This window comes from Herpetosiphon giganteus, from assembly GCF_016907925.1.
GTDB lineage: Bacteria > Chloroflexota > Chloroflexia > Chloroflexales > Herpetosiphonaceae > Herpetosiphon > Herpetosiphon giganteus.
The window spans coordinates 96,960-119,384 of record NZ_JAFBCZ010000006.1 but is presented as its reverse complement, the minus strand read 5'-3'; the positions used below and the strand labels follow the sequence as shown (position 1 = coordinate 119,384).

Below are 22,425 nucleotides of genomic sequence, written 5' to 3'. Positions count from 1 at the left end.
GCAAAAGCAAAAATCAGAAGGCAGAAGTCAAAAATCAAAATAGAGAGCATAGAACACAAGAATTGGGGAGCGATGTTTGAGGTCTAGGGGTCGGGGATTACAAAGATAATTCGTGCAATTCGTGCAATTCGTGGCTAAGAAATCCTTCGCGATCTTCGTGCGCTTCGTGGTTTCGATCCTGCGGGGATTAATAAACAGAGAAGCACAGAGAACGTGCTATCATAGGCGCAACGTTCTACGCAGCAATCTAGTAAGGTTCTTTTATGGCATCTACGCCTTTTACTGGCACGCGATCACTGCGTCGCCAAATAACAATTGTGCTTGCAACCAGCCTTGTGATCTTAGTAATTGTCTTGATTTTTCCACTGCGAATCTTATTGCTCCAATCGTTTGCAGCGCTCGAAACCAGCTCAATGCAAACTGACCTTGATCGGGTGGCGAATGCTCTGCAAGCCGAACAAAATCGCATCGATACGGCCTTAGTTTCGTGGTCAACGTGGGATGATACCTACGCCTTTATCGAAGCGCCAGAGGCTGATTATATTAGCAATAATGTTGGCGATGATGTATTTGCCAGCTATAAACTTAATCTGATGGCATTTCTGAACCAGCAACAAGCCTTGGTCTACGGACGCATGGCCGATGCTGGTAGATTTAGCGATTTAGCACCCGAATTTCTGCCTTTCGTGCAACAAATGCCCCAATTAACGACGTTTAGCGATCCAAATCAGCGCAATCTGGGTATCGTGCGCTTTCAAGAGCGAATTGTGTTAATTGCTGCGCGGCCAATTATTAATAGCCAAGCTCAAGGCCCAATCCGTGGCACGGTGATTTTTGGGCGTTATCTCGACCAACAATTGCTTGATGCGCTCGCAGCAACAACCTTATTTCCTTTTCGCTTGGAAGATGCAGTTAAACCGCCGATCGATTTAAGCGGCCCAATTCAGCAACTCAACGCCACTAATCCGCGCCTGATTAGCCCAATTGATGAGCATGCCTTGCGCGGTTTACAACAAATCGATGATCTGCAAGCCAAGCCTGCGCTCATCGTCAATATCGTTCGGCCACGCACAATTTATAATCATGGCCAGCACGCCTTGCAATTTGTGTTGATTTTGACTGCTGCAGTTACCGCTGTTGGGGGATTGATCCTCTACTTTTTGCTCAATCGGGTCGTGATTAGCCGTGTGCTCAAACTCAGCAACGAGATCAAACATGTGGCCAATAATCTGCATGAACGGGTTGCGGTAGTTGGCAATGATGAAGTGGCGGGCCTAGCCGCCAGCATCAACCAAACCCTCGCCGTGCTTGAGCAGTCGCAGCAGGCAACCACGGCGGCTGAAACCGAGCGCAATCAATTTCAGGCCACTATTCTCGCCAGCCAAGCCAAACAACTGGCGCTGCAAGATCAATTGATTCAAGCCCAAGATGTGGTGATTGCCGAACAAGCCACGCCACTGATTCCCTTCAGCGATGATATGTTGGTTATGCCCTTGGTCGGAGCCATCGATCAAGCGCGGGCCAGCCAGATTTTGCGCAGCTTGCTGCAAGGTATCGAGCAACAACGGGCACGCATCGCCTTGGTCGATATTACGGGCGTAGCCCAAATTGATGGCTTTACCGCCGCAATGTTGCTCAAGGCGGCCAATGCAGTGCGTTTGCTGGGTGCGCAACTCGTGCTGACCGGGCTTAGCCCAGAGATCGCCCAATCGTTGGTGGCATTTGGCCAACAGCTCGATCAACTGACAACATTTAGCACCTTGCAAGCAGGCATTGCTTGGAGCATTCGACGCTAAATCTTCTCAACCAAGTTGGGCCATGCTATGATGAAATTCCGATTAATCTGCATCATTGCATCATTGCCCCAACCAAATGAGGAGTTGTTGTATGGCCGATTATCAAGTGCCGAATGCCAAAGATATGCACGCGAGTTTTGCTTGCCCTGAGTGTGGCAGCAAAAAACAGTATATGAAACCCTTGCTTAACTCAGGTATTCATATGTTTCGCTTTTTTGTGCAATGTCTTGAGTGTGGCCACGAATATACCTACAAAAAGCCCTTGCCCAATCTGAATCGTCAATTGAGCAAGGACCCTTTGGCATGGTGTATGTTGCTAGCAATGGTTTTGGGCTTAAGCTTTATGCTGTTTGGTTAGCGCCGCAATAAGCGCAAACCATTGGCGACCACCAATAACGTGCTGCCTTCGTGGCCAACTACGCCCAAAGGCAAGGCAATATTGCCAAAAAGCGCCGAAATGAGCAGCACAACAATCACACTTCCAGCAAAAGCAATATTCTGCCAAACAATCCGTTGGGCGCGCCGACCAAGCCGCAACGCTTCAGCAAGTTTCAATAAATCGTCGCTGAGCAACAACACATCAGCACTTTGCAAGGCCACATCGGTGCCAGCAACGCCCATGGCTACACCAAGTTGGGCTTTGGCTAAGGCAGGCGCATCATTCACGCCATCGCCAACCATGGCAACTGGGCCATAGCTTTGCTGCAATTCTTCAATCATGCTGGCTTTATCGCCAGGCAACAATTCTGCCCGCACATCGTCGATGCCAAGTTGGCTAGCCACATGTTGAGCAACTGCCCGATTATCACCAGTTAACAGCACCACCCGTTCAACGCCAGCAGCGTGCAAGGCAGCAATCGCTTGCTTGGCTTCAGGTCGCACGGTATCAGCCAAGGCAATGAGGCCCCATGCTTGGTCGATTGTGCCAACCCCAATCACGGTTGCACCTTCAGCCTCAAGTTTGGCTGCTTGAGCTTGCACCGTCTCGCCCCACAAGCGTGGGCGGCCAACTTGGATCAACTGGCCATACACATCTGCTTGCGCACCTATGCCCGTGATCGATTGAAAATCAACCGCCGTTGGTACGCTGATGTTGTGTTGTTCGGCGTAATTCACAATCGCCTTAGCCAACGGATGTTCCGAGAACGCTTCGACCGCTGCTGCGGCTTTGAGCCAGTATTCGGTTGGCTGTTGCCCAAGATCAAGGGTTTGGGTCACGCTCAATTGGCCCGTCGTCAGCGTGCCAGTTTTATCCAACGCCACCACTTTGATCTTGGCGGCAGCTTCAAGATAGCGCCCACCTTTGAACAACATGCCATGGCGAGCGGCGTTGGCCATCGCCGAAAGCATCGCCGCTGGAATTGAAATCACCAAGGCACACGGCGAGGCCACGACCATCAAAGCCATCGCGCGGTAGAGCGTGGTTTTAACGCTCCAATCGAGAAATAGCAAAGGAATTGCAATCGCCAACAAGGTCATTGCCACCACAGCATAGGCATAATATTGGCCAATCACCCGATCGGTAAAATCTTGAGCTTTGGCTTTTTGGCTACGAGCTTCAGCCACCGTTTCGATAATGCGCGCCAAGGTTGTATCGCCAACTGCAACCGTTACTTCAATTGTCAATGCGCCAGTTGTATTGAGCGTGCCAGCAAACACCTTGCTGCCAGCAGCTTTATCGACTGGCACCGATTCGCCAGTAATTGCAGCCTCGTTGATCGCAGAAGCACCGATCCGCACAATCCCATCGACGGGAATGCGCTCGCCAGGCCGCACGAGCACCCGATCGCCAAGCGCCAAATCGGCCACCGCAACCACGCTTTGGCTGCCATCAGCAGCAATTCTGGTCGCTTGGTCGGGAGCCATATCCAACAGCGCATTGACCGCGCGATGGGTCCGACCCATGGCATAGGTTTCGAGCGTATTCGAAAGCGCAAACAAAAACATCAAAATTGCGCCTTCACGCGGCTGACCAACCGCCGCCGCGCCGATTGCAGCCACAATCATCAAGAAATTAACATCGAATTCGCGTTGGCGCAGGCTTTCCCACGCATTGCCCAGCGGAAACCAGCCGCCACTAGCAAATGCCAGCACATACAGCAACCAAGGAATCCACGTTGGCACAGCATCAAAACTGCCTGCAACCCAGCCCAAGCCCGTTGCCAGCAAACAGATCGCGGTTAATCGCAGCATCCAAGGCAGGGCCGCAAGCTCGTCAAGCTCGGCTTGAGCCTCGGCATGCAAATGGCGATTGCTAACACTGGTTGTCATGACCCACGCTCCTTAGCAATGAGAATGATTCTAAATTGCTGATAAAAAAATTTCGGCTATTTGCGCTGTTTTAAATGTTTTAATTTAGAATGATTCTAAATTGCGATCAAATAAAAAGTGCCGAAGCACTCTTTACTTTTAATTTTTACAACGTTCGCAGCGTCCGTAAACCACCACATTGGCCGATTCGAAGGTTGCGCCGGCGGTCGAGGCAATTTGAGCCAACATTAAATCAAGCTGTGGTGCATGACAATCGATAATTGAGCCACACTGCGAACAAACAAAGTTCATATGTGGAGTTGTATCGAGGTCATAGCGGGTGTGCTCATCGGTATTCAACGGCATCGACTGAATAACCCCCAGCTTTTCCAAGGTTGTGATGGTGTTGTAGACCGTGGCTTGGCCAATGCCATGCTGTTTGACCACATCGACAATCTCAGCAGCAGTTGGATGCCCGCCGTGGCGCGCTAAAGCCCAACAAACCGCCTCGCGTTGAGGGGTTGGTCGATAGCCGTGGTGTTCCAATTCGCGTAATAAGCGCCGTGCGCGCTCGTCAGGTTGCATAATTGCCATTGTGCTTCAACCTTAGAATGATTCTAATTACTATTCTAGCATTAGGCTTCATTTTTAGCAACATATACTTAACTCGTCAAGTGAAGCTTTGACAACAATTGAAATATAGGCTCGATTCCTCGGCTCCAATTCCCCAATAATTGAGCAAATTAGCCAATTGAGCCACAAAAACTATGGTCATGCCCTAGGCTTGAGATCGGCATAGGTAAAAACCCACCCTACAGTTGGGACTAAGGTATCAGCAAAATCAATTCTATCCAACATCGTAGCTAGGTACAATACATGCTATCACGGGCATTTGGGAGGGCCAGCTATGCATTATCTCTTCGATCATCCAACCTGTATTCGGCGGACATCGCCTCAACACTTGGCAAGTTATGCCTACGGCGTGCGCGCCAGCTGCTCGGTACGCCACCCTGCGGGCGATGGCGTTGACGATCCGCGCTTTTTATTATTCGGCCCACAGCGCGGCAATTATCGCCATTGGTTCGATACCTATGAGATTAAGCCCGATAATGCGCCCGATTGGTATGCCCTGACGTTTCCCAAACCTACCAAATTAAACGTGGTGTATTGGATGCATGGCCCCATGTTCGATGATCATGGCTGGTGGACTTCGCTGCAAGTGCAATATCGCGATGCTGAGGGCACATGGCACAATGTCGAAGATTTACAAATTACGCCAAATTATCATTTTAGCCCGCAACGTGGCGATCGCAAGCCCTTCGGTGCCTATGCAGCCCATTTTAATGCAGTGCGTACCAGCGCAATTCGTTTGATTGGCCAGCCCAGCGGCCAGCCGCAAATTACCACCATGGCCTATTTGGCCGCCGATTGGACGACCTGCGAAGGCATTAATGCCCATTTGCGCCATATTGAGCAACCCTTGCCTGCTATTTTTGATTTGCTGCCAGCCAATACCTTGTGGGACACGTTATCCAGCCTGCGCGATTTAACTAATATTGCCTTCGATTTGCAAACCAACGCCGGACTAGGGCTTGACCATTTCTTGGAGCCGCAACATTATCAACGCTTCCACGAAAGCCAACGCCAATGCTTCGCCGACGATTCGCTCTATCAACTGATTGGTCAGCACGCTGGTTGGCGCAAGCTTGGCCAAACGATTGAACAAGCCCGCGAGCAAGCCTACGCCAGCAAGCAACCAGTCATCGCCCAGCATCATGGCGGCTTGGTCTGGCTGGTCGTGCCAGTCATCAGCAATAACACGGTTTTAGGCACGATTGAAAATCGCAATTTTATCGCCCAAGATCCGATCGATTGGCAATGGCATCGTTGTTATGCTCAAGAGCTAGGCCTCGATTGGGAGCGCTATCGCATCGCCTTGGAGCAAATTCGCCCATTTAGCGCGCAGCAAATTAATGCCACCATCAACCATGTGCAACAGCTGGTGCGCTTAGCCCAGCAATTGCTCAAGGATAGTCAAGAGATTCATAGTTTGAAAAGCAGCGCCTTAGCCGCCGAGGTGTTTAGTCGCTCCAAAAGCACCTTTATGAGCATGATGAGCCATGAGTTGCGCACGCCGCTGAATGCAATTATTGGCTATAGCGAGCTGCTGATCGACGATTTAAGCGCAACTGACCAACAACAATCTGCTGATGATGCCCGTCAAGTACGCAGCGCTGGCAGGCATTTGCTACACGTCATCGAAACTATTTTGCAGGTAGCAAATTTAGAATCAGGCGCATCAAACGTCCATTACGACGATGTTGACCTCGAAATGGTGACCAATTCGCTCGAACTGAGTTTGCGCACTCAATTTCAAAAACGCAACAACCAACTCGAAATTAAGCTCGATCCAGATGCAAGCTGGGTCTATTCAGATAGCTCAAAAGTCCGCCAGATTATCTTCCAACTACTGCACAACGCCAACAAATTTACCGACCAAGGCCAAGTGCGCCTAACGATTGCGCCCGATAGCCTCGACCCCGAAATGATTGCCTTTGAGGTTTGCGACACGGGAATTGGCATCGATCACGAGCATTTACCCTTGCTATTTGCTGAATTCAGCCAACTTGATGCCTCAAGCACCCGCCGCTACGATGGCACGGGCATGGGCTTAGCGCTCTGTCGCCATTTGGCGCGGCTGCTTGGCGGCGATATTCGGGTTTGGAGCGAGCCAGGCATTGGCTCGACGTTTACCCTCGCTGTGCCGCGGCAAAGCGTTATAGCTGCCACCAACAATTACTAAACATTTTGCAAAACAGTGCTATGCTATAAACGCAACGGGGCTACTAGGAAGGATGTAGCCCTGTCATTATGCGTGGTTCCTAAGGAGGGCTTGTGGACCAGCCAAATCCTTTGCGAGCAGGCTTACGAATTGCTCGCACCCCTGAAGCATGTACTGTGGTGATTTTTGGTGCAACCGGAGATCTCACTGCCCGTAAATTATTGCCTGCACTCTATAATCTGGCCCGCGAAGGCATGGTGCCCGCAGGCTTTTCTTTGCTTGGCGTTGGCCGTCGCCCATGGAGCGACGATGATTTTCGCGCTGAGATGCGCAAAAGTGCCGAGCAATTCTCGCGCGTTCAGCCCATTAACGAAGAAGTTTGGCAAACCTTTGCCGAAGGTCTGTTTTGGGTTGGCGGCGAGTTTGGCGACATCAATACCTACGAGCAAATTGCCAGTCGCCTCGAACAAATCGATCAGCAACGGAGCACTGGCGGCAATCGGCTGTTCTACTTGGCAATCCCGCCATCGTGGTTTGACGATGCGATTAGCAACTTGCAAAAGGTCAAATTGACCGAACAAAGCCATGGCTGGTCGCGAATTATCGTCGAAAAGCCATTTGGCCACGATTACAAATCGGCGCAAGAACTCAACGATCTGGTCAGCCGCGCGTTTGATGAAAGCCAAGTCTATCGGATTGACCATTACCTTGGCAAAGAAACCGTGCAAAACTTGTTGGTTGCGCGCTTTGCCAACGCCATTTTCGAGCCAATTTGGAACCGTAACTACATCGATCATGTGCAAATTACGGTCGCTGAAAGCCTTGGCATCGGCAGTCGCGCTGGGTTTTATGAGGAAGCTGGCGCGTTGCGCGATATGATCACCAATCATATGATGCAATTGCTGACCCTGACCGCCATGGAACCGCCGGTTGAGTTCAACGAGCATGAAGTGCGCAGCGAGAAAGTTAAAGTGCTGCATGCGATTCGCCCGATGAGCGCTGCTGATGTTGATCAGAATGCGCTACGTGCTCAGTACGATCATGGCAGTATCAATGGCGATGAAGTGCCAAGCTACTTAGCTGAGAAGGGCGTTAACCCCGCCTCACGCACCCCAACCTTCGTTGCGCTCAAATTCGAGATCGACAATTGGCGCTGGGCTGGCGTACCATTCTACCTGCGCACTGGCAAACGTTTGGCCAAACGAGTCACCGAAATTGCGATTCAATTCAAAAAACCGCCGTTGCTACTCTTCCCCGAAATTCGCGATGACATTGAATCGAACGTACTCGCGCTTCGCATTCAACCAAACGAAGGCATTACGCTCAAATTTAGTGCCAAACAACCAGGCCAGCGCATGATTATCCATCCCGTTAATATGGATTTTCGCTATGGCTCGTCGTTTGGGATAGCTGCGCCCGAAGCCTACGAACGCTTATTGCTCGATGCCATGCTTGGCGACCCGACCCTGTTTACCCGCCGCGATGAGGTCGAAGCCCAATGGGCCTTGATGACACCCATCCTCGAACGCTGGGAAAACGATGAGGTGAAGCAATTGCCGCACTACGAGGCAGGCACATGGGGTCCAGATGAATCTGATCAATTTATGCAACGTGATGGCCGCGAGTGGCGCAAATTGTAGGAGGTGGCAACTATGATGGGCGAAATTTCCAATAGCCCGCGTCCAGCGAATGTTGCTGAGATAGAAGACCAACTGCGCGATTTGTGGCGTGATTTAGGCGATCAGCATCGCGATGCCAACCATGTGATGACCCGCGTTTGCACCATGACCGTGATTGGCTATGGCGCAAACCAAGAATTGGCCAAGCGGATTCGGACCGCCTTGCCCCAAGTCTTTGGCGTGCATCCCTGTCGCGCAATTTTGATCGAAACTGCCAACGAGCCTGAGGAACTTAGCGCGTGGGTCAGCACGGTTTGCCAACCAAGCAGCGAAGAACACGAGCAAGTGTGTTGCGAGCAAATTACCTTCGCAGTTGGCGAACAGATGCGCCGCCGCTTGCCGGGCACGGTGCTACCCTTGGTCGTTTCCGATTTGCCCTTGTTTGTCTGGTGGCCAGGGCCGTTGCACCCAGCCAGCAACGTGCGCACCCAACTCTTTGCCCACGCCGATCGCTGGATTATGGATTCGGCTGATTTTCTCGATCCATTGCCGGATTTGGCGCGCTTAAACACTATGATGACCAGCGACCAAACCGATGCGGTCAGCGATTTGACTTGGGCACGCTTGACTCCGTGGCGCACAGCATTTGCGCAAATTTTCGATGCTATGGCGATGCGCCCAGTGCTCGAAAACATCAGCAGTATCAAAGTAACCACTGGGCGACATCAAGCAGCAGGCTTGCTCAGCATCGGCTGGATCGCAACCTGCCTCGATTGGCAACTGGTCAGCGCAAGCGGCAATAGCGAAACCTTGCTTTGCAATTTCAAACATCGCAATGGCACGGTCACAATCAGCATGCAAACCAGCGATCGAACTGGCGAAGAAGTGCCGTTTATCGAACTGCAAGCTGCCAAGCACAAAGCCGCAATCACGGTTGGCCGCAGCAGCAACAAACAAGCCTTGCTCGCCAACCTGCGGCTTAATAGCGAAACCCGCTGCCAAATGAGCGAATTGCCGAATCCCAGCGATAGTCTCTTGCTCTTAAATGAATTGAATATGTATAGTCATGATCGGATTTATGAACGGGCATTGGCGATTGTCGCCGCAATTGCCCAAGCAACCGATCCTCATGGAGCGCATGTATGACGCTGCAGATTGCCCCAAGCCGCGAGGAATTAATGATTCTCGCGGCTGATCGGCTGGTTGCCGAGGCTCAAACCGCCATTGCCGAACGCGGGCGTTGGATCATCGCGCTGTCTGGTGGCTCAACCCCCAAAGCGCTGTTTGAATTGCTAGCTAGCCCCCAATATTTGCACAAGATTTCTTGGGGTCGAGCATTTTTGTTTTGGGGCGATGAGCGCTGCGTCGGGCCAGACGATGCCCAAAGCAACTATCGCATGACCAAAATTGCCTTAATCGATCACATTCCGATTCCGGTTGCCAATGTGCTGCGAATTCGTGGCGAGTTGGCTCCCGAAAGCGCCGCCAGCTTATATGCCCATGAAATCAAACGCATCTTTGGGCTAGCCGAAGGCCAATTGCCGCAATTCGATACGATGTTGCTTGGCTTGGGCAACGATGGCCATACCGCCTCGCTCTTTCCCGAAAGCGATATTTTAGGCCGCGACGATGTGTTGGTGGCTGAAACATGGGTTGCCAAACTCAAGCAATATCGCATTTCGCTAACTGCGCCAGTGATCAATAATGCCCGCAGCAAGCTCTTTTTGGCGGCAGGCGATGATAAAGCCAGCGTCATTCGCGAGCTAATCGAACAGAACGGCAACTATCAAAACTATCCTGCCAGCCTAATTCGCAATGCCGATTGGCTAATCGACCAAGCGGCGGCCAGCCAGCTGCAACGTTAACTGATCGTTAACGCGTTTTCGTGGCACAATAGTAGGCATGCACCATAGCATTGAAAGGAATGTTCATGACTGACCATCGACCAACGATTATGCTTGTGCATGCCCACCCTGATGATGAAGTGATTTCAACAGGCGGCATTGCGCTGAAGTATCACGAGGAAGGAGTGCGGGTCGTTTTGGTAACCTGTACTCGTGGCGAAGAAGGCGAAATTGTAGATGCCGAATTAAACACGCCTGAGAACAAAGAGCGCTTGGCCGAAATTCGCGATGTGGAATTGGCAAAGGCGATTGCGCTGCTCAATATCACCGAGTTTCATCAGTTGGCCTACCGCGATTCGGGCATGATCAACACCCCAGCCAACGATCACCCTGAATCGTTTAACAAAGCTGATTTACAAGCAGCCACCGCGCGATTGGTCGCCTTAGTGCGTCAATATCAACCAGATGTGATGATTAGCTACGATGAAAATGGCAGTTATGGCCACCCCGACCATATTATGGCCCACAAAATCACGGTTGCTGCCTTCCATGCAGCAGGCGATCCCGAGCAGTTTCCCGAGGCTGGCCCAGCGTGGGAACCAAAGAAACTCTACTACACCGCCTATCGGCGCTCGATTTGGCGCAAAGCCTGGGAATATATGCAAGCTCGGGGCGATAAAACGCCGCTCGATGATCCAGAAACCGATCTCGAACGGTATGTCGATGATCCACGCACAACCACCGCGATTGAAATTAGCCAATATCTGACGACAAAATTGCAATCGTTGCTTGAGCATCGCACCCAAATTGCGCCGACATGGGGCTTTTTGGCTTTGCCCGAGGAGTTACGCGGCGATTTGCTGAGCCATGAACATTTTTCGCTGATCGAATCGCGGGTGAGCTTGCCCGAACGCGAAGAGTATGAAACCGATCTTTTGCTAGGGATTCGTTAATTCAAAAATGAGGCTGAGCGAAATCATCGCCCAGCCTCATTTTATTAATTGATTAGTAGCTAGCCCAGCGCTCTTTGGGCCAATAACTAACCCACGCCTTGCCAATTACATATTCTAAGGGCAACGGCCCCCAACGCCGTGAATCGCTGCTAGATGGCCGATTATCGCCCATCACAAAGACATGGCCTTCTGGCACGGTTAGCTCGCAATGGGCATCACAGAGGGTGTCAACCTCGCCAATATACTCTTCGGTTAATTGCTGCTCGTTCACCCAAACCTTGCCCTCGCGAATCCGGATTGTATCGCCACCAACCCCAATCACGCGCTTGATATAATCTTTGTCGGGCAAATCGTGGGCAGCAGGGGGCGCAAGAAACACAATAATATCGCCACGTTCAGGCGGGTGCAGCAAATAGAGAAATTTCTTGGGCACATCGCCATTGCCAGGCCACAAACGCAGGGGCGCGTTTAAATCGAGATGCGCATAAATTGCTTTATTGACCAACACATATTGTTTGGTTTGCATGGTTGGCTCCATGCTTTCGCCCTCGATTTGAAAATTTTGAATCAAACTGCGCAAGATCAAAAAACTCAAAATCAAACTAGCAAACAACTGCCACGAGTTACGCAAACGCGGGCGTTGTGGCGCAGGTGTTGGCGGGGCTGGCAACGGGGTTTGCGATTGCTCAAGCCAAGCAATTTCGTCGGCGCTTGGAGCTGCAACCGGCAACGGTAGCGTATCATCAAGCGCCAAACGGGTTGTTTTTACTTCAGGTTGCTCGAAATCGTTCATTGATCTGTTGGTGATACATAACTAGGGGTTTGCACAATGCCCCAATCTTCTTTGGGCCAATACGAGAGCCAAGCCTTGCCAATCACATTATCAAGCGGCAATGGCCCCCATTCGCGCGAGTCGCTGCTATTATTGCGGTTATCACCCATCACAAAGACATGGCCCGCTGGCACATCGACGGTGCAGGTTGCAGCGTAGCCTTTGCAATTGGTTTGGGTGCCAGCATCAAGGTATTCCGATTCATCAAGCAATTGATCGTTAACATAGACTTGGCCATCAAGCAAGGTAACTTTATCGCCTTCAACCCCAATCACCCGTTTGATATAGTCTTTATCTGGCTCGTCGTGGGCCGATTCGGGAGCCAAGAACACCACAATATCGCCTTGTTGTGGCTTGCGGAAAGGATAAACCACATTTTGCTCAAGCTCGCCACGGCCAGGCAGCAAGCGTAATGGGGCATTTAAGTCGAAGTGCATATACAAGGCTTTATTGACCAAAATATATTGCTGATCGTGCATGGTTGGAAACATACTAGAACCTTCGATGCGAAAATTTTGCAATAGCCCACGCACAATAAAAAAGACCAAAAGCACAAAAACGACCGTCTCGATAATCTCTTTGACGACCGACCAGCCGCGACGTTGGGGAACGGTCTTCGCAGCAGCCTCGTCTAAATCCACCGGTTCTTCTGGTGGCGGGGCTGGCTCAAGCCGAGTTGGTTTTAATGGATTTGGATCATGATGAGCACGTTGATCAATCCGATCCCGAAGCGGTGTTGAACTCATTGAATTATCCTTACACCCTGAATTAAGTCGCTGCGCGGCATTATAGCATACCAACTTTGGCCAAACCTGCCCTAGAAGTCTTGATTTTAATTGACCAAATTGGGGATTGATCATCTAGTATGCCGCCAAGCCCAATTGCTGTCAATTTAAAGCAAAGCCCATGCCGTCAGTCGGCCAATGTTAACGGTTCCATGGGCCGTTAACTGATAGGCAGCTGAACAACGCCTAATAACGGTTATTTGTTCCAAGAACGGTCTGCTGCAAGCTGGCTTCTATCAGCATAACATAGGTAATTTGGTTCCCATCGGTTGTTAATCAAGTGCTAATCAGCAACACCCTTCGGGCTAGGGGTCGGGGGCTAGGGGCTGGGGATCAGTTTTCCATCCAATAGAAACCATGGATTGCTAAACCCCTTGTTTTCCGCTAGCCCATTAGCCCATAGCCTCATTTCCTCTGTATTTAAACCTTCTTCGTGCTCTTCGCGTTCTTCGTGGTTTCTGGCCCTTCGTGCCCTTCGTGCTCTTCGCGGTTCCGATTCCCAACAACCAATCCCTTCTCAGCGTTTCACCACCCTTCCGTCCCGCCTCAAGGCGGGAGACGCAGGGGGTTTTCATCCCCCTGCACCCCCGAATATTCACGTTGTGGATTGTTTTGACGTATCGATTCCCCTACCTTCACAACTTCGCGCTCTTCGCGTTCTTCGCGGTTCCGATTCCCCGATCCCTGGCCCCTGACTACTCGCCCCAACAACTCCACCCTACGATTGATCGAATTAGCCGCAAAAATGTGCTATCATCAAGCGTGGCACCACTTGGCAACGAGAACCCAGCTATGTCGCAACTACTCGATATTGAAACAACCCTGATTCGCGATGGTCGCCTTGCCTCGGCAGCATGTTTGGTGGTGGCGGTTTCGGGCGGCCCCGATTCGCTAGCCCTTTTGCATCGCCTCACCGCCTTGGCTGTGCCCTATGGCTGGCGTTTGCATGTCGCCCACCTTGATCATGGCTTGCGCGGCGAACAATCTGCTGCTGAAGCGGCGTTTGTGGCCGAGATAGCTGCCGATTGGGGTTTAACCGCGACGATCGAACTGCGCGATGTTGACCAAATTGCCAAACAATTTCATGTTGGGCTGCCTGCCGCTGCCCGTGCCACCCGCTATCGTTTTTTGGCCGAGGTTGCCTTGCAACAACAAGCAGATGCGGTTGTGCTTGGCCATCAATCAGATGATCAGGCCGAAACCGTCTTGTTGCACGTGTTGCGCGGCACAGGCCCAAGCGGCTTGAGCGCAATGCGCCCGCGCACCGAGTGGGCTGGTTGGCGGGTGACCGCTGGCATGCCGCATCAAACAACCGGGCCAGCTTTGATTCGCCCAATGCTCAACATTACCCGCGACGAAATTGAGGCCTATTGCGATGAGCAACAATTAGATCCACGCCGCGACCCGACCAATAACTCACTTGAATATACCCGTGGCCGAATTCGCCACCAACTCTTGCCGTTGCTTGGCGAGTACAATGCCAAAGTTGTTTCGGCCTTGGCGCGCACAGCCCGCTTGGCAGCGATTGAAACCGACTATATGCAAAGCGAACTGGATCGCCAATGGCAAAGCTTAATTGAATTTGAGCCAGGCTCGATTACTTTTCATCGCGAGCAATGGAACCATATGCATCCTGCCTTGCAGCGCCATGCAATTCGCCGCGCGGTTCATCTGCTGCGGCCTGAGCGCGAAGAATTAACATCCTCACAGCTTGACCATGCGTTAAGTGCAATGAACAGCATGCAACTGTTTTGCCAGATGCCACATAATTTGGTGCTGCATCGCAAGCCGCATGGCTGGACGATGACCGTCGCCACCACCATGCAACCAACCAACGACGAGCCACAATTGAGCATCGATGAGTGGCCGCTCAACCAACAAGGCATGACTCCGCTGCCAGATGAACGCTGGCGGGTGATTATGGAATTGATGCCAAGTCGACCAGAATACAACCTTTCGCGCTGGCAAGGCTTGCTCGATGCCGATGCGATTCAAGGCAAATTGCTGTTACGCCAACGTCGCCCAGGCGATCGCATGCGGCCTGCTGGAGGCATTGGCTCACGCCGCATCCAAGATATTATGGTTGATATGCGGTTGCCACGCGAATTGCGTGCTCAATGGCCATTATTTGTCGATAATGTTGGCATTCTCTGGATTCCAGGCCTGCTGATGGCCGAACATGCCCACCCTACGCCCGAAACAACCCGCTTTTTGCTGATAACCTTGGAGGATACTCACGCCGATGCATCCTGATCTTGAACGGGTATTAATTGATACCGCGACACTCCAAAACCGGATTCAAGCGCTTGGCACAGCAATTGCCCAAGCAACGGTTAACGCGCCAGAGCTGGTGTTGGTTGGCATCTTAAAAGGTTCGCTGATTTTCATGGCCGATTTGATGCGTGCGCTCGACCGCGAGGTTGCCTACGATTGCATCGCTGTTTCATCGTATGGAGCCAGCACCGAAAGCACTGGGGTGGTGCGTTTGAACAAAGATCTCGATCTTGATATTGCTGGCAAGCATGTGATCATCGTTGAAGATATTATTGATAGTGGCTTAACATTAAAGTATGTGCATGATATGCTTTTGCGGCGCAACCCAGCTGCTTTAGAGATTTGTGCCTTACTCAATAAACCTGAACGCCGCAACGTCGATGTGCAGGTTGATTATTGTGGTTTCGACATTCCCAACGAATTCGTGGTGGGATACGGGTTGGACTATGCTGAACGCTATCGCAACTTGGCTTATATTGGGGTTTTAAGCCCACGTGTTTATACACATTAACACATTGCTAACAAGGCTTTCCCTTGCTAGGTAGGTAGCGCTTTGGTATAATTTTTGAAGGTCGCTGTACTCCACATGGAGTGCAGCAAAATTTTATGAGCGTGTGCGCACGTTCAGGAGATACTGCGATGGGTGAAAATCGCTTCTTACGCAACAGTTTTGTGTATTTGATCATCGTAGTGGCGGCGTTGGCGCTCTTCTATCAATACATCAATGGTAGTCCTGGCAATACCAGTGAAAAGAGCTACAGCGAGATTCTCGATTTATCGCTCCAAGGTAAAATTGCCGAAATCGTGCAAACCGAGGGCAATATCGAGTTTCGCGCAACCACCAACGACACGCCACCAGTTACCTATATCTCACATAAAAACAGCACGACTGAAAGTATCGAAGAGTTACTTTCGCAAAAAGCCCAAGATGCGAGCAAACTTGCAGAGCTGAAAGACCCAGAAAATAAAGCTGCAATTGCCGCACCGTTGGAAAACGCCGCCAAGGTTAAGTTCAACCCGAAATCGGCTCCAGCATGGGGCGGGATTTTAGGTGCAGCTTTGACCTTCTTGCTGCCAACGCTGTTGCTGATTGGCTTTTTCGTCTTTTTCATGCGCCAAGCGCAAGGCTCGAACAACCAAGCGATGTCGTTTGGCAAGAGCAAAGCTCGCATGTTCACTGGCGATAAACCATCAGTAACCTTTGCTGATGTTGCTGGCCAAGAAGAAGCCAAACAAGACTTAACCGAAGTGGTCGAGTTTCTTAAATTTCCTGAGAAATTCGCCCAACTTGGCGCGCGGATTCCGCGTGGTGTTTTGATGGTCGGCCCTCCAGGGACTGGTAAAACCTTGCTCAGCCGCGCAGTTGCCGGTGAAGCAGGCGTGCCATTCTTCTCAATCAGCGGCTCGGAATTTGTCGAAATGTTCGTTGGGGTTGGCGCAAGCCGCGTCCGCGACTTGTTTGAACAAGCCAAACGCAACGCACCATGTATCGTCTTTATCGACGAAGTTGACGCAGTTGGTCGCCAACGTGGTGCTGGCCTTGGTGGCTCGCACGACGAACGCGAACAAACGCTTAACCAAATCTTGGTTGAAATGGATGGCTTCGATAGCAACACCAATGTGATTGTGATCGCCGCCACCAACCGCCCTGACGTGCTCGACCCAGCCTTGGTTCGCCCAGGCCGTTTCGATCGCCAAGTGGTGTTGGATGCTCCTGATATGCGCGGACGGGTCGAAGTGCTCAAAGTGCATACCAAAGGCAAGCCACTTTCCGAAGATGTTAATTTGGAAGCAATTGCCAAATTGACCCCAGGCTCATCTGGTGCTGATCTGGCCAATATCGTCAACGAAGCCGCTATCTTGGCTGCACGCCGCTCGAAGAAACGCATCGCCATGCAAGAAATGCAAGATGCAACCGAACGGATTATGCTTGGTGGCCCAGAACGCCGCTCGCGCGTGATGACACCAAAGCAAAAAGAGTTGACCGCCTTCCACGAAGCTGGGCACGCAATTGTTGCGAAAGCTATGCCAGGCGCAAATCCTGTGCATAAAGTGACGATCATTCCTCGTGGGATGGCAGGTGGCTACACCTTGATGATTCCTGACGAAGACCAAAGCTACATGAGCGTTTCGCAATTTGAAGCCCAAATTGCGGTGGCGCTTGGTGGTCGGGCCGCTGAAGAATTGGTGCTGAGCGACTTTACAACTGGCGCTTCAGGCGATATTCAACAAGTGACCCGCATGGCGCGCGCTATGGTTACCCGCTATGGCATGAGTTCGGAGCTGGGGCCAATTGCCTTTGGCGAAAAAGAAGAGTTGATCTTCTTAGGCCGCGAAATCAGCGAACAACGCAACTATTCGGAAGAAACCTCACGCAAGATCGATTCGGAAGTGCGCCGCTTGGTCAGCGAAGGCCACGAACGCGCCCGCGCGATCTTAGAGCGCAATCGCGAAGTGATGAACCGCATGGCCGAAGCTTTGATCGAGCATGAAAACCTCGATGGCGAGCCATTACGCAATTTGCTTGATGAAGTGGTGCAATATAACTCCAACAACGGAGCTTATAACGACGCTTTGCCCAAGCAACGCATCTAAATCTCGCTCGAATGATTAATTGAGAATTGGCGCAGGCAATTATGCTTGCGCCAATTTTTTGCCAATCTTCTCAGGCATACGCTATAATGGTCAACAAAAACTAATGATTGAGTGGCACAATCTGTGTGCTTAATTGTCAACCGTAGGAGTTTTCCGATGTCAGGGCATACAAAATGGCATGAAATTCGCCGCAAAAAAGGGGTTCTTGATCAACGCCGAGGTCAACGCTGGACAAAAATCGCCCGTGATATTACGATTGCAGCCCGCGAAGGCGGCGGCAGCCCTGATATGAACTTTCGGCTGCGCTTGGCGATTGAAAAGGCCAAAGCCGATAATATGCCAGCGGATAACATTCAACGGGCAATTGATCGCGGCACTGGCGTAAGCGGTGAAGCGGCGCTCGAAGAAGTAACCTACGAAGGCTATGGCCCAGGTGGGATTGCGGTTATCGTTGATGCTGCGACCGACAATCGTAACCGCACAGTCTCTGAAATCCGCACTGCCTTCAACAAAAATGGCGGCACGCTTGGCGAAGGTGGCTCGGTCGGTTGGATGTTTGATATTAAAGGTTTGATCAACATTGATCGGACTGAAAAAACCGACCCTGATGAAGTGACCTTGTTGGCGATTGATGCTGATGCAGATGATGTGATCGTCAACGACGATACGATTATTGTTTACACCGAATTTAGCAAACTGGCTGCGGTGCGCGATGCACTCAACGAGCAAGGCCTCAAAATCAGCACTGCCGAAAAAACCATGCTGGCCAAAACAATCATGGAAGCAGACGAAGCCACGACCTTCCAGATTCTGCGGCTTATGGAGCGGCTCGAAGATCTCGACGATGTGCAAAAAGTCTATAGCAACTTAGAAATCTCCGATGAATTAGCCGAAAAATATGCAGAACAAGGCTAGTTAATCAATCGTGAGCAGCATAAATCAGCACAGTCTGAGGCTGTGCTGATTTTGTTTAAGTTTGTATTATCCCCGTAAAATTCAAGCCAAAGAGTAAAACAAAACAAGGCGATTCTGGTATAATCAGGGACGATTATCCAAACCCTAGCTAACCAGAAGTCCTATGGACAACCTACGATACGCCTCAACTTCATGTCGCAGAAGTACGGCATGGAGCTATATCTACAGGTTAAGCACCATGGTATACAGCGCAATTGCAACCAGAGGCGCACACTCCCGCCTCATCCAGCACTATCCAGCACTATCCGCTAGCTCACGAGGAGACGCACGATGACCGAATTCGAGTTCTGGCAAAAAATTAAGGAAATGGGGCAGATCACCTATGACTGGTGGTATCCGACGATTGCGCTTCCGGCTTTAATTTGGGCACTATCGATCCTGTTCTTGGCGATTTTTGCTGCCCGCAAAATCAAAAAAGTCCATAATCGCTTCTTAACCCTCTTTTTATCGACAATCCCAGTTTTGCTCATCTTCCCATCAGCCTATATTGCAAGCGCCCTGAAGAGCGCGCTTAATCGGGTTGGCTATAGCATGCCCGTAAATGCCAATGATTTTGCACGCAACGATGCGATTGTGCTCGGCAATTACCTGAACACGTTTGGTTTATGGGGAGTGTTAGGAATTACCCTAACCTTGCCATTACTTCTGACGAGCCTTTCGCGCAGCGAAGTGCCAGTTATCAGCCCAGCGATTCGCAATGCAACCAAAACGATCACCAATATTGCGACCAGAGCCTTTGGGCGACGGGGCGGGGCTGGTGGCGGCGGGCGGATTAATGCACCCTATGGCTCAGTAACGATTAACAATGGTTCACGGAAAGGCTCAATCGAAGCCTTGCGACCTGATTTCACCATTGGCAGCAAAGGTGATATTCAAGTTAGCGATGTGATTGTTTCACGGACGCATGCCAAATTCGTGTTGGAAGAAAATCAAATTGCAGTTGTTGATCTTGGCAGCACCAATGGCACCTTCTTGGTCCGCGATGGTCAAGGCTTCATGCTCGATGGGCAACCAGTACCACTCGAACATGGCGATATGCTCTATTTAGGCGACCCCAACCAAGACAACGCCGTAGAAATGTTATTTGAGTTTAATACAGGAGCATAACCCCATGAAAACGTGGATTTTGCGTTGTAGCCTTGCTTTGCTGCTACTCTCGCCTGTTTTGACCTATGCCCAAGCAGCCTATGAAGTGAAACTCACCGATGCTCAATTGCTTGATGATCGGGTCGTTAACTTCAAAATGCGGGTCACCAACACAGCAACTGGCCAAGATGTGCCACCCTTGGAAACTGGCGATATAGCGATTTATCAAGATGGTCAATTGCTGACTGATTCGCAAATGGTGATGAATGCGATTACCACTGATGCGACCCATCCAACCAGCCATACGATCCCCTTTGATAGCCAAAATGTGTTACGGGCTTCGGGCGCAACCATCGGCTTGGTGACTGATTTGAGCGTGGCTTTGGGTGATCCCTTTATTGGCGAAGTGCGCACTGCTGCCGAAGGCTGGATTAACCTTGGTAATGCAGTTTCGCCCAACGACCCTGAATCGATTGGCTTGTTTATTCCGCGTTCATCGAACAGCCAAGCGACGCGCCCAGCCAATGCGCCTGAGTTTGATCGCGACCACAATAAAATTATTGGGGTTTTGCGAACTGAGCCACCCCGCGACGGCGCAACCAACTTGTATGGCGCAGTTTTAGAGGCTGTGACTGCAACTGCTGCCGAGGCCAAAAAACGTGGCACCGATAGCTATGTAATCGTTTTTGGCGATGGTTCAGTTACGCCGGATAGTGCTGGGTTGTTCAGCCAAATTGTCGATATTGCCAACAAAAATAATACGATTATTATTGCAGTAGGCATTGGCAAGCCAGAAAACTTGGATAAAGCAACCAATCAATTGCCAAATTTGGCCAGCAGCACTAACGGACGCTATGTTGCTGGGGGGGCCGATGTGCGGCCTATGAATATGGAACAAGCCTACAAAGCCATAGTTAAGCCCGTTAACCGCACAGGCTATGATGTGGCATTTGTCCATACAGCTCCCCGTGACGACAAACAACATACCTTCCAAGTTAAGGTTACGATTGCTGGCCAAACCTGGGAAAGCTCAACCTTGCCGATTCCAACTGACGTATTGACAACCACATCGGAGTTTATCCCACTGAGTCAAATTCAAAAAGATTACATGCTGCGTGGCATTCCCGCCGCAATTATTTTGGCAGCAGTTACCACTGCTTTAGCAACCGCCACCCGCCGTCGCCCAACTCGGATTGAGCCAGGGGCTGGTAAGTAGGCTATCGGAGGATCGCCAATGCATCTTGTTGCAGGTCAACAATATGGGCGCTATGAGATTGTTGATGATCGTTTGGCCGAAGGGCTTTCTGGCCCGGTCTACCACGCGATCATCAACCACGATGATGGCCATCGTGAAGAAGTGGCGCTTAAATTTCTGACGAATAAACTTCCTCAGGTTCGTCAGTATTTTATGAATGAGGAACGCTTGCTGAAAAAAGCCGAGCATCCGCATGTGATCGGCTTTGTGCATAGTAACGTGCGTGACGAGCCATATACGCTGGCCACGACGTTTGTCTATGCCTATAGCAACAAAGAATTATCTAAGCAAAAAAGCGAAACCATTGCGCTGCAAATTGCCGAGCAAATTGGCAGCGCCTTGGATTATTTGCATATTGCCCACCCAGATAGCCCAGTTATTCACCGTGACGTAAAGCCCGATAACATTTTGGTCGATAAAGCCTCGCACGATGCGATTCTGATTGACCTTAGCGTGGCTTCGCACGAGCGCTTTGCCTTGGTTGATGAACGTGGTTTTGGCACGCCGCCGTATATGGCTCCTGAGCAATATACTGGGCATGAAGTGCCAGCCACCGACCAATATGCCTTGGCCTTAGTGGTCTACTACTTCCTGACGGGCGATACGATTCCAACCATCAAGCCGCCAAAAATCAAAGGCTTAGAGTCGGATGACCCACAAATTTATCAAGCAGCCTTGGCGACATGGAATACCGGCTATCGCCAACAACTAGCGGCCCAGAGCGAGCGCATACGCAAAAACTTGGCCAAACATCCAACCGCAATCGAGGTGTTCTTAAAAGCGACAGCGTTTGAGCCAGCCGATCGCTATAGCTCCTGCGCTGCCTTCAGCATGGCCATGCACGAAGCCTTGCGCAACGATGGCGCTGCGTTTGCCGCCCCAAGCATGCCGATGAGCAACTCACGCCGCTCGACGATGATTAGTATTGGGGCGATTAGTGCTCTGGTTTTAATTGCAGTGCTCTTTTTATTCTTTGGTGGCGATGATACGCCTGTTCCATCAGGCAAAGCAACGCCCGATCAGGCAGCACTTCCACCAACCTTGACCCTCCCAGAAGCAGCAAGCACAGTTACTGGCGGTTTTCCAACGGTCACGATTGAGGTCATTCCAACCTCAACCTTACCACCAATTGTTGAACCGACGGCAGCCAGTAGCCGTGAAGTGACGCTAACCCAAGCCTATATTTTACGGGCACAACCAGGCGATGGGAGTGCAAATGCCCTGCAAAGCGGCCAAGCCCTGACAGGCCAGAAGTTTCGTGTGATTAATGAAACGCCTAGCACTATCAGCGGTGATCGACGCAAATGGTTTAATGTACAACGTATCAGCGATGGAGAAACAGGATGGTTACCAGAAACCGTCTTACAATAGGCCACCAA

The 22,425-nt window shown here is 50.9% G+C and carries 18 protein-coding genes; 14 read left to right on the top strand and 4 right to left on the bottom strand.

Features of this window, described 5'->3' with window-relative positions:
- The first annotated feature begins 263 nt into the window (after positions 1-263).
- Both JOD20_RS07425 and JOD20_RS07420 read left to right on the top strand, forming a co-directional pair.
- Positions 264-1,796: a CHASE4 domain-containing protein gene (locus tag JOD20_RS07425; protein ID WP_204754657.1), complete on the top strand. Its 1,533-nt coding sequence runs from the start codon at positions 264-266 to the stop codon at positions 1,794-1,796.
- Positions 1,797-1,887: 91 nt separating this feature from the next.
- Positions 1,888-2,154 carry a hypothetical protein gene (locus tag JOD20_RS07420; RefSeq protein WP_204754656.1) on the top strand — a complete coding sequence of 89 codons (267 nt, stop codon included), beginning with the start codon at positions 1,888-1,890 and terminating at the stop codon, positions 2,152-2,154.
- Here the strand turns inward: JOD20_RS07420 and JOD20_RS07415 are convergent.
- Both JOD20_RS07415 and JOD20_RS07410 read right to left on the bottom strand, forming a co-directional pair.
- On the bottom strand, positions 2,151-4,067 hold the full coding sequence (locus JOD20_RS07415; RefSeq protein WP_204754655.1) for a heavy metal translocating P-type ATPase: 1,917 nt from the start codon (positions 4,065-4,067) through the stop codon (positions 2,151-2,153). The two genes, JOD20_RS07420 and JOD20_RS07415, sit on opposite strands and share 4 nt — an antisense overlap.
- 138 nt (positions 4,068-4,205) lie before the next feature.
- On the bottom strand, positions 4,206-4,640 hold the full coding sequence (locus tag JOD20_RS07410) for a Fur family transcriptional regulator (protein ID WP_204754654.1): 435 nt from the start codon (positions 4,638-4,640) through the stop codon (positions 4,206-4,208).
- Between the two features lie 313 nt (positions 4,641-4,953).
- Here JOD20_RS07410 and JOD20_RS07405 point away from each other — a divergent pair, with 313 nt between their 5' ends.
- The 5 genes from JOD20_RS07405 (at position 4,954) to JOD20_RS07385 (ending at position 11,244) form a co-directional block, all read left to right on the top strand.
- Positions 4,954-6,849: a sensor histidine kinase gene (locus JOD20_RS07405; RefSeq protein ID WP_204754653.1), complete on the top strand. Its 1,896-nt coding sequence runs from the start codon at positions 4,954-4,956 to the stop codon at positions 6,847-6,849.
- A 92-nt stretch (positions 6,850-6,941) separates the two neighbouring features.
- Positions 6,942-8,468 carry a glucose-6-phosphate dehydrogenase gene (zwf, locus tag JOD20_RS07400; protein ID WP_204754652.1) on the top strand — a complete coding sequence of 509 codons (1,527 nt, stop codon included), beginning with the start codon at positions 6,942-6,944 and terminating at the stop codon, positions 8,466-8,468.
- Between the two features lie 12 nt (positions 8,469-8,480).
- Positions 8,481-9,593, top strand: coding sequence for a glucose-6-phosphate dehydrogenase assembly protein OpcA (locus tag JOD20_RS07395; RefSeq protein WP_204754651.1), 1,113 nt, complete (start codon positions 8,481-8,483; stop codon positions 9,591-9,593).
- The gene (gene pgl, locus JOD20_RS07390; protein WP_204754650.1) at positions 9,590-10,312 is read left to right on the top strand and encodes a 6-phosphogluconolactonase; all 723 of its coding nucleotides are present in this window, start codon (positions 9,590-9,592) and stop codon (positions 10,310-10,312) included. Before JOD20_RS07395 ends, pgl begins: the two co-directional genes overlap by 4 nt.
- A gap of 65 nt (positions 10,313-10,377) precedes the next feature.
- On the top strand, positions 10,378-11,244 hold the full coding sequence (locus JOD20_RS07385; protein WP_204754649.1) for a PIG-L family deacetylase: 867 nt from the start codon (positions 10,378-10,380) through the stop codon (positions 11,242-11,244).
- Positions 11,245-11,296: 52 nt separating this feature from the next.
- On the opposite strand, the gene lepB (JOD20_RS07380) is transcribed toward JOD20_RS07385, so the two are convergent.
- Together lepB (JOD20_RS07380) and lepB (JOD20_RS07375) are read right to left on the bottom strand one after the other, a co-directional pair.
- Positions 11,297-12,037 carry a signal peptidase I gene (gene lepB / locus JOD20_RS07380; protein ID WP_204754648.1) on the bottom strand — a complete coding sequence of 247 codons (741 nt, stop codon included), beginning with the start codon at positions 12,035-12,037 and terminating at the stop codon, positions 11,297-11,299.
- Positions 12,034-12,822 carry a signal peptidase I gene (gene lepB, locus JOD20_RS07375; RefSeq protein ID WP_204754647.1) on the bottom strand — a complete coding sequence of 263 codons (789 nt, stop codon included), beginning with the start codon at positions 12,820-12,822 and terminating at the stop codon, positions 12,034-12,036. The genes lepB (JOD20_RS07380) and lepB (JOD20_RS07375) overlap by 4 nt, the downstream gene beginning before the upstream one ends.
- An 831-nt stretch (positions 12,823-13,653) precedes the next feature.
- Here lepB (JOD20_RS07375) and tilS point away from each other — a divergent pair.
- From tilS to JOD20_RS07340, 7 genes are all read left to right on the top strand, one after another.
- Positions 13,654-15,114 (top strand): tRNA lysidine(34) synthetase TilS, encoded by a 1,461-nt coding sequence (gene tilS, locus JOD20_RS07370; protein ID WP_204754646.1) that lies wholly within the window; start codon positions 13,654-13,656, stop codon positions 15,112-15,114.
- Positions 15,104-15,646, top strand: coding sequence for a hypoxanthine phosphoribosyltransferase (gene hpt / locus JOD20_RS07365; protein ID WP_054533471.1), 543 nt, complete (start codon positions 15,104-15,106; stop codon positions 15,644-15,646). The genes tilS and hpt overlap by 11 nt, the downstream gene beginning before the upstream one ends.
- A gap of 128 nt (positions 15,647-15,774) precedes the next feature.
- Positions 15,775-17,730, top strand: coding sequence for an ATP-dependent zinc metalloprotease FtsH (ftsH, locus tag JOD20_RS07360; RefSeq protein WP_204754645.1), 1,956 nt, complete (start codon positions 15,775-15,777; stop codon positions 17,728-17,730).
- A gap of 156 nt (positions 17,731-17,886) precedes the next feature.
- Positions 17,887-18,645: a YebC/PmpR family DNA-binding transcriptional regulator gene (locus JOD20_RS07355; RefSeq protein WP_204754644.1), complete on the top strand. Its 759-nt coding sequence runs from the start codon at positions 17,887-17,889 to the stop codon at positions 18,643-18,645.
- Positions 18,646-18,975: 330 nt separating this feature from the next.
- Positions 18,976-19,812: an FHA domain-containing protein gene (locus JOD20_RS07350; RefSeq protein ID WP_204754643.1), complete on the top strand. Its 837-nt coding sequence runs from the start codon at positions 18,976-18,978 to the stop codon at positions 19,810-19,812.
- A gap of 4 nt (positions 19,813-19,816) precedes the next feature.
- Positions 19,817-21,007 (top strand): vWA domain-containing protein, encoded by a 1,191-nt coding sequence (locus tag JOD20_RS07345; RefSeq protein WP_204754642.1) that lies wholly within the window; start codon positions 19,817-19,819, stop codon positions 21,005-21,007.
- Between the two features lie 18 nt (positions 21,008-21,025).
- Positions 21,026-22,417: a serine/threonine protein kinase gene (locus JOD20_RS07340; RefSeq protein ID WP_204754641.1), complete on the top strand. Its 1,392-nt coding sequence runs from the start codon at positions 21,026-21,028 to the stop codon at positions 22,415-22,417.
- Positions 22,418-22,425 lie beyond the last annotated feature (8 nt).

Bases quoted from the DNA above. Each gene is read 5' to 3' on its own strand.
- JOD20_RS07425 (WP_204754657.1), top strand. From the start codon at position 264: ATGGCATCTACGCCTTTTACTGGCACGCGATCACTGCGTCGCCAAATA.
- JOD20_RS07420 (WP_204754656.1), top strand. From the start codon at position 1,888: ATGGCCGATTATCAAGTGCCGAATGCCAAAGATATGCACGCGAGTTTT.
- JOD20_RS07415 (WP_204754655.1), bottom strand. From the start codon at position 4,067: ATGACAACCAGTGTTAGCAATCGCCATTTGCATGCCGAGGCTCAAGCC.
- JOD20_RS07410 (WP_204754654.1), bottom strand. From the start codon at position 4,640: ATGGCAATTATGCAACCTGACGAGCGCGCACGGCGCTTATTACGCGAA.
- JOD20_RS07405 (WP_204754653.1), top strand. From the start codon at position 4,954: ATGCATTATCTCTTCGATCATCCAACCTGTATTCGGCGGACATCGCCT.
- JOD20_RS07395 (WP_204754651.1), top strand. From the start codon at position 8,481: ATGATGGGCGAAATTTCCAATAGCCCGCGTCCAGCGAATGTTGCTGAG.
- pgl (WP_204754650.1), top strand. From the start codon at position 9,590: ATGACGCTGCAGATTGCCCCAAGCCGCGAGGAATTAATGATTCTCGCG.
- JOD20_RS07385 (WP_204754649.1), top strand. From the start codon at position 10,378: ATGACTGACCATCGACCAACGATTATGCTTGTGCATGCCCACCCTGAT.
- lepB (WP_204754648.1), bottom strand. From the start codon at position 12,037: ATGAACGATTTCGAGCAACCTGAAGTAAAAACAACCCGTTTGGCGCTT.
- lepB (WP_204754647.1), bottom strand. From the start codon at position 12,822: ATGAGTTCAACACCGCTTCGGGATCGGATTGATCAACGTGCTCATCAT.
- tilS (WP_204754646.1), top strand. From the start codon at position 13,654: ATGTCGCAACTACTCGATATTGAAACAACCCTGATTCGCGATGGTCGC.
- hpt (WP_054533471.1), top strand. From the start codon at position 15,104: ATGCATCCTGATCTTGAACGGGTATTAATTGATACCGCGACACTCCAA.
- ftsH (WP_204754645.1), top strand. From the start codon at position 15,775: ATGGGTGAAAATCGCTTCTTACGCAACAGTTTTGTGTATTTGATCATC.
- JOD20_RS07355 (WP_204754644.1), top strand. From the start codon at position 17,887: ATGTCAGGGCATACAAAATGGCATGAAATTCGCCGCAAAAAAGGGGTT.
- JOD20_RS07350 (WP_204754643.1), top strand. From the start codon at position 18,976: ATGACCGAATTCGAGTTCTGGCAAAAAATTAAGGAAATGGGGCAGATC.
- JOD20_RS07345 (WP_204754642.1), top strand. From the start codon at position 19,817: ATGAAAACGTGGATTTTGCGTTGTAGCCTTGCTTTGCTGCTACTCTCG.
- JOD20_RS07340 (WP_204754641.1), top strand. From the start codon at position 21,026: ATGCATCTTGTTGCAGGTCAACAATATGGGCGCTATGAGATTGTTGAT.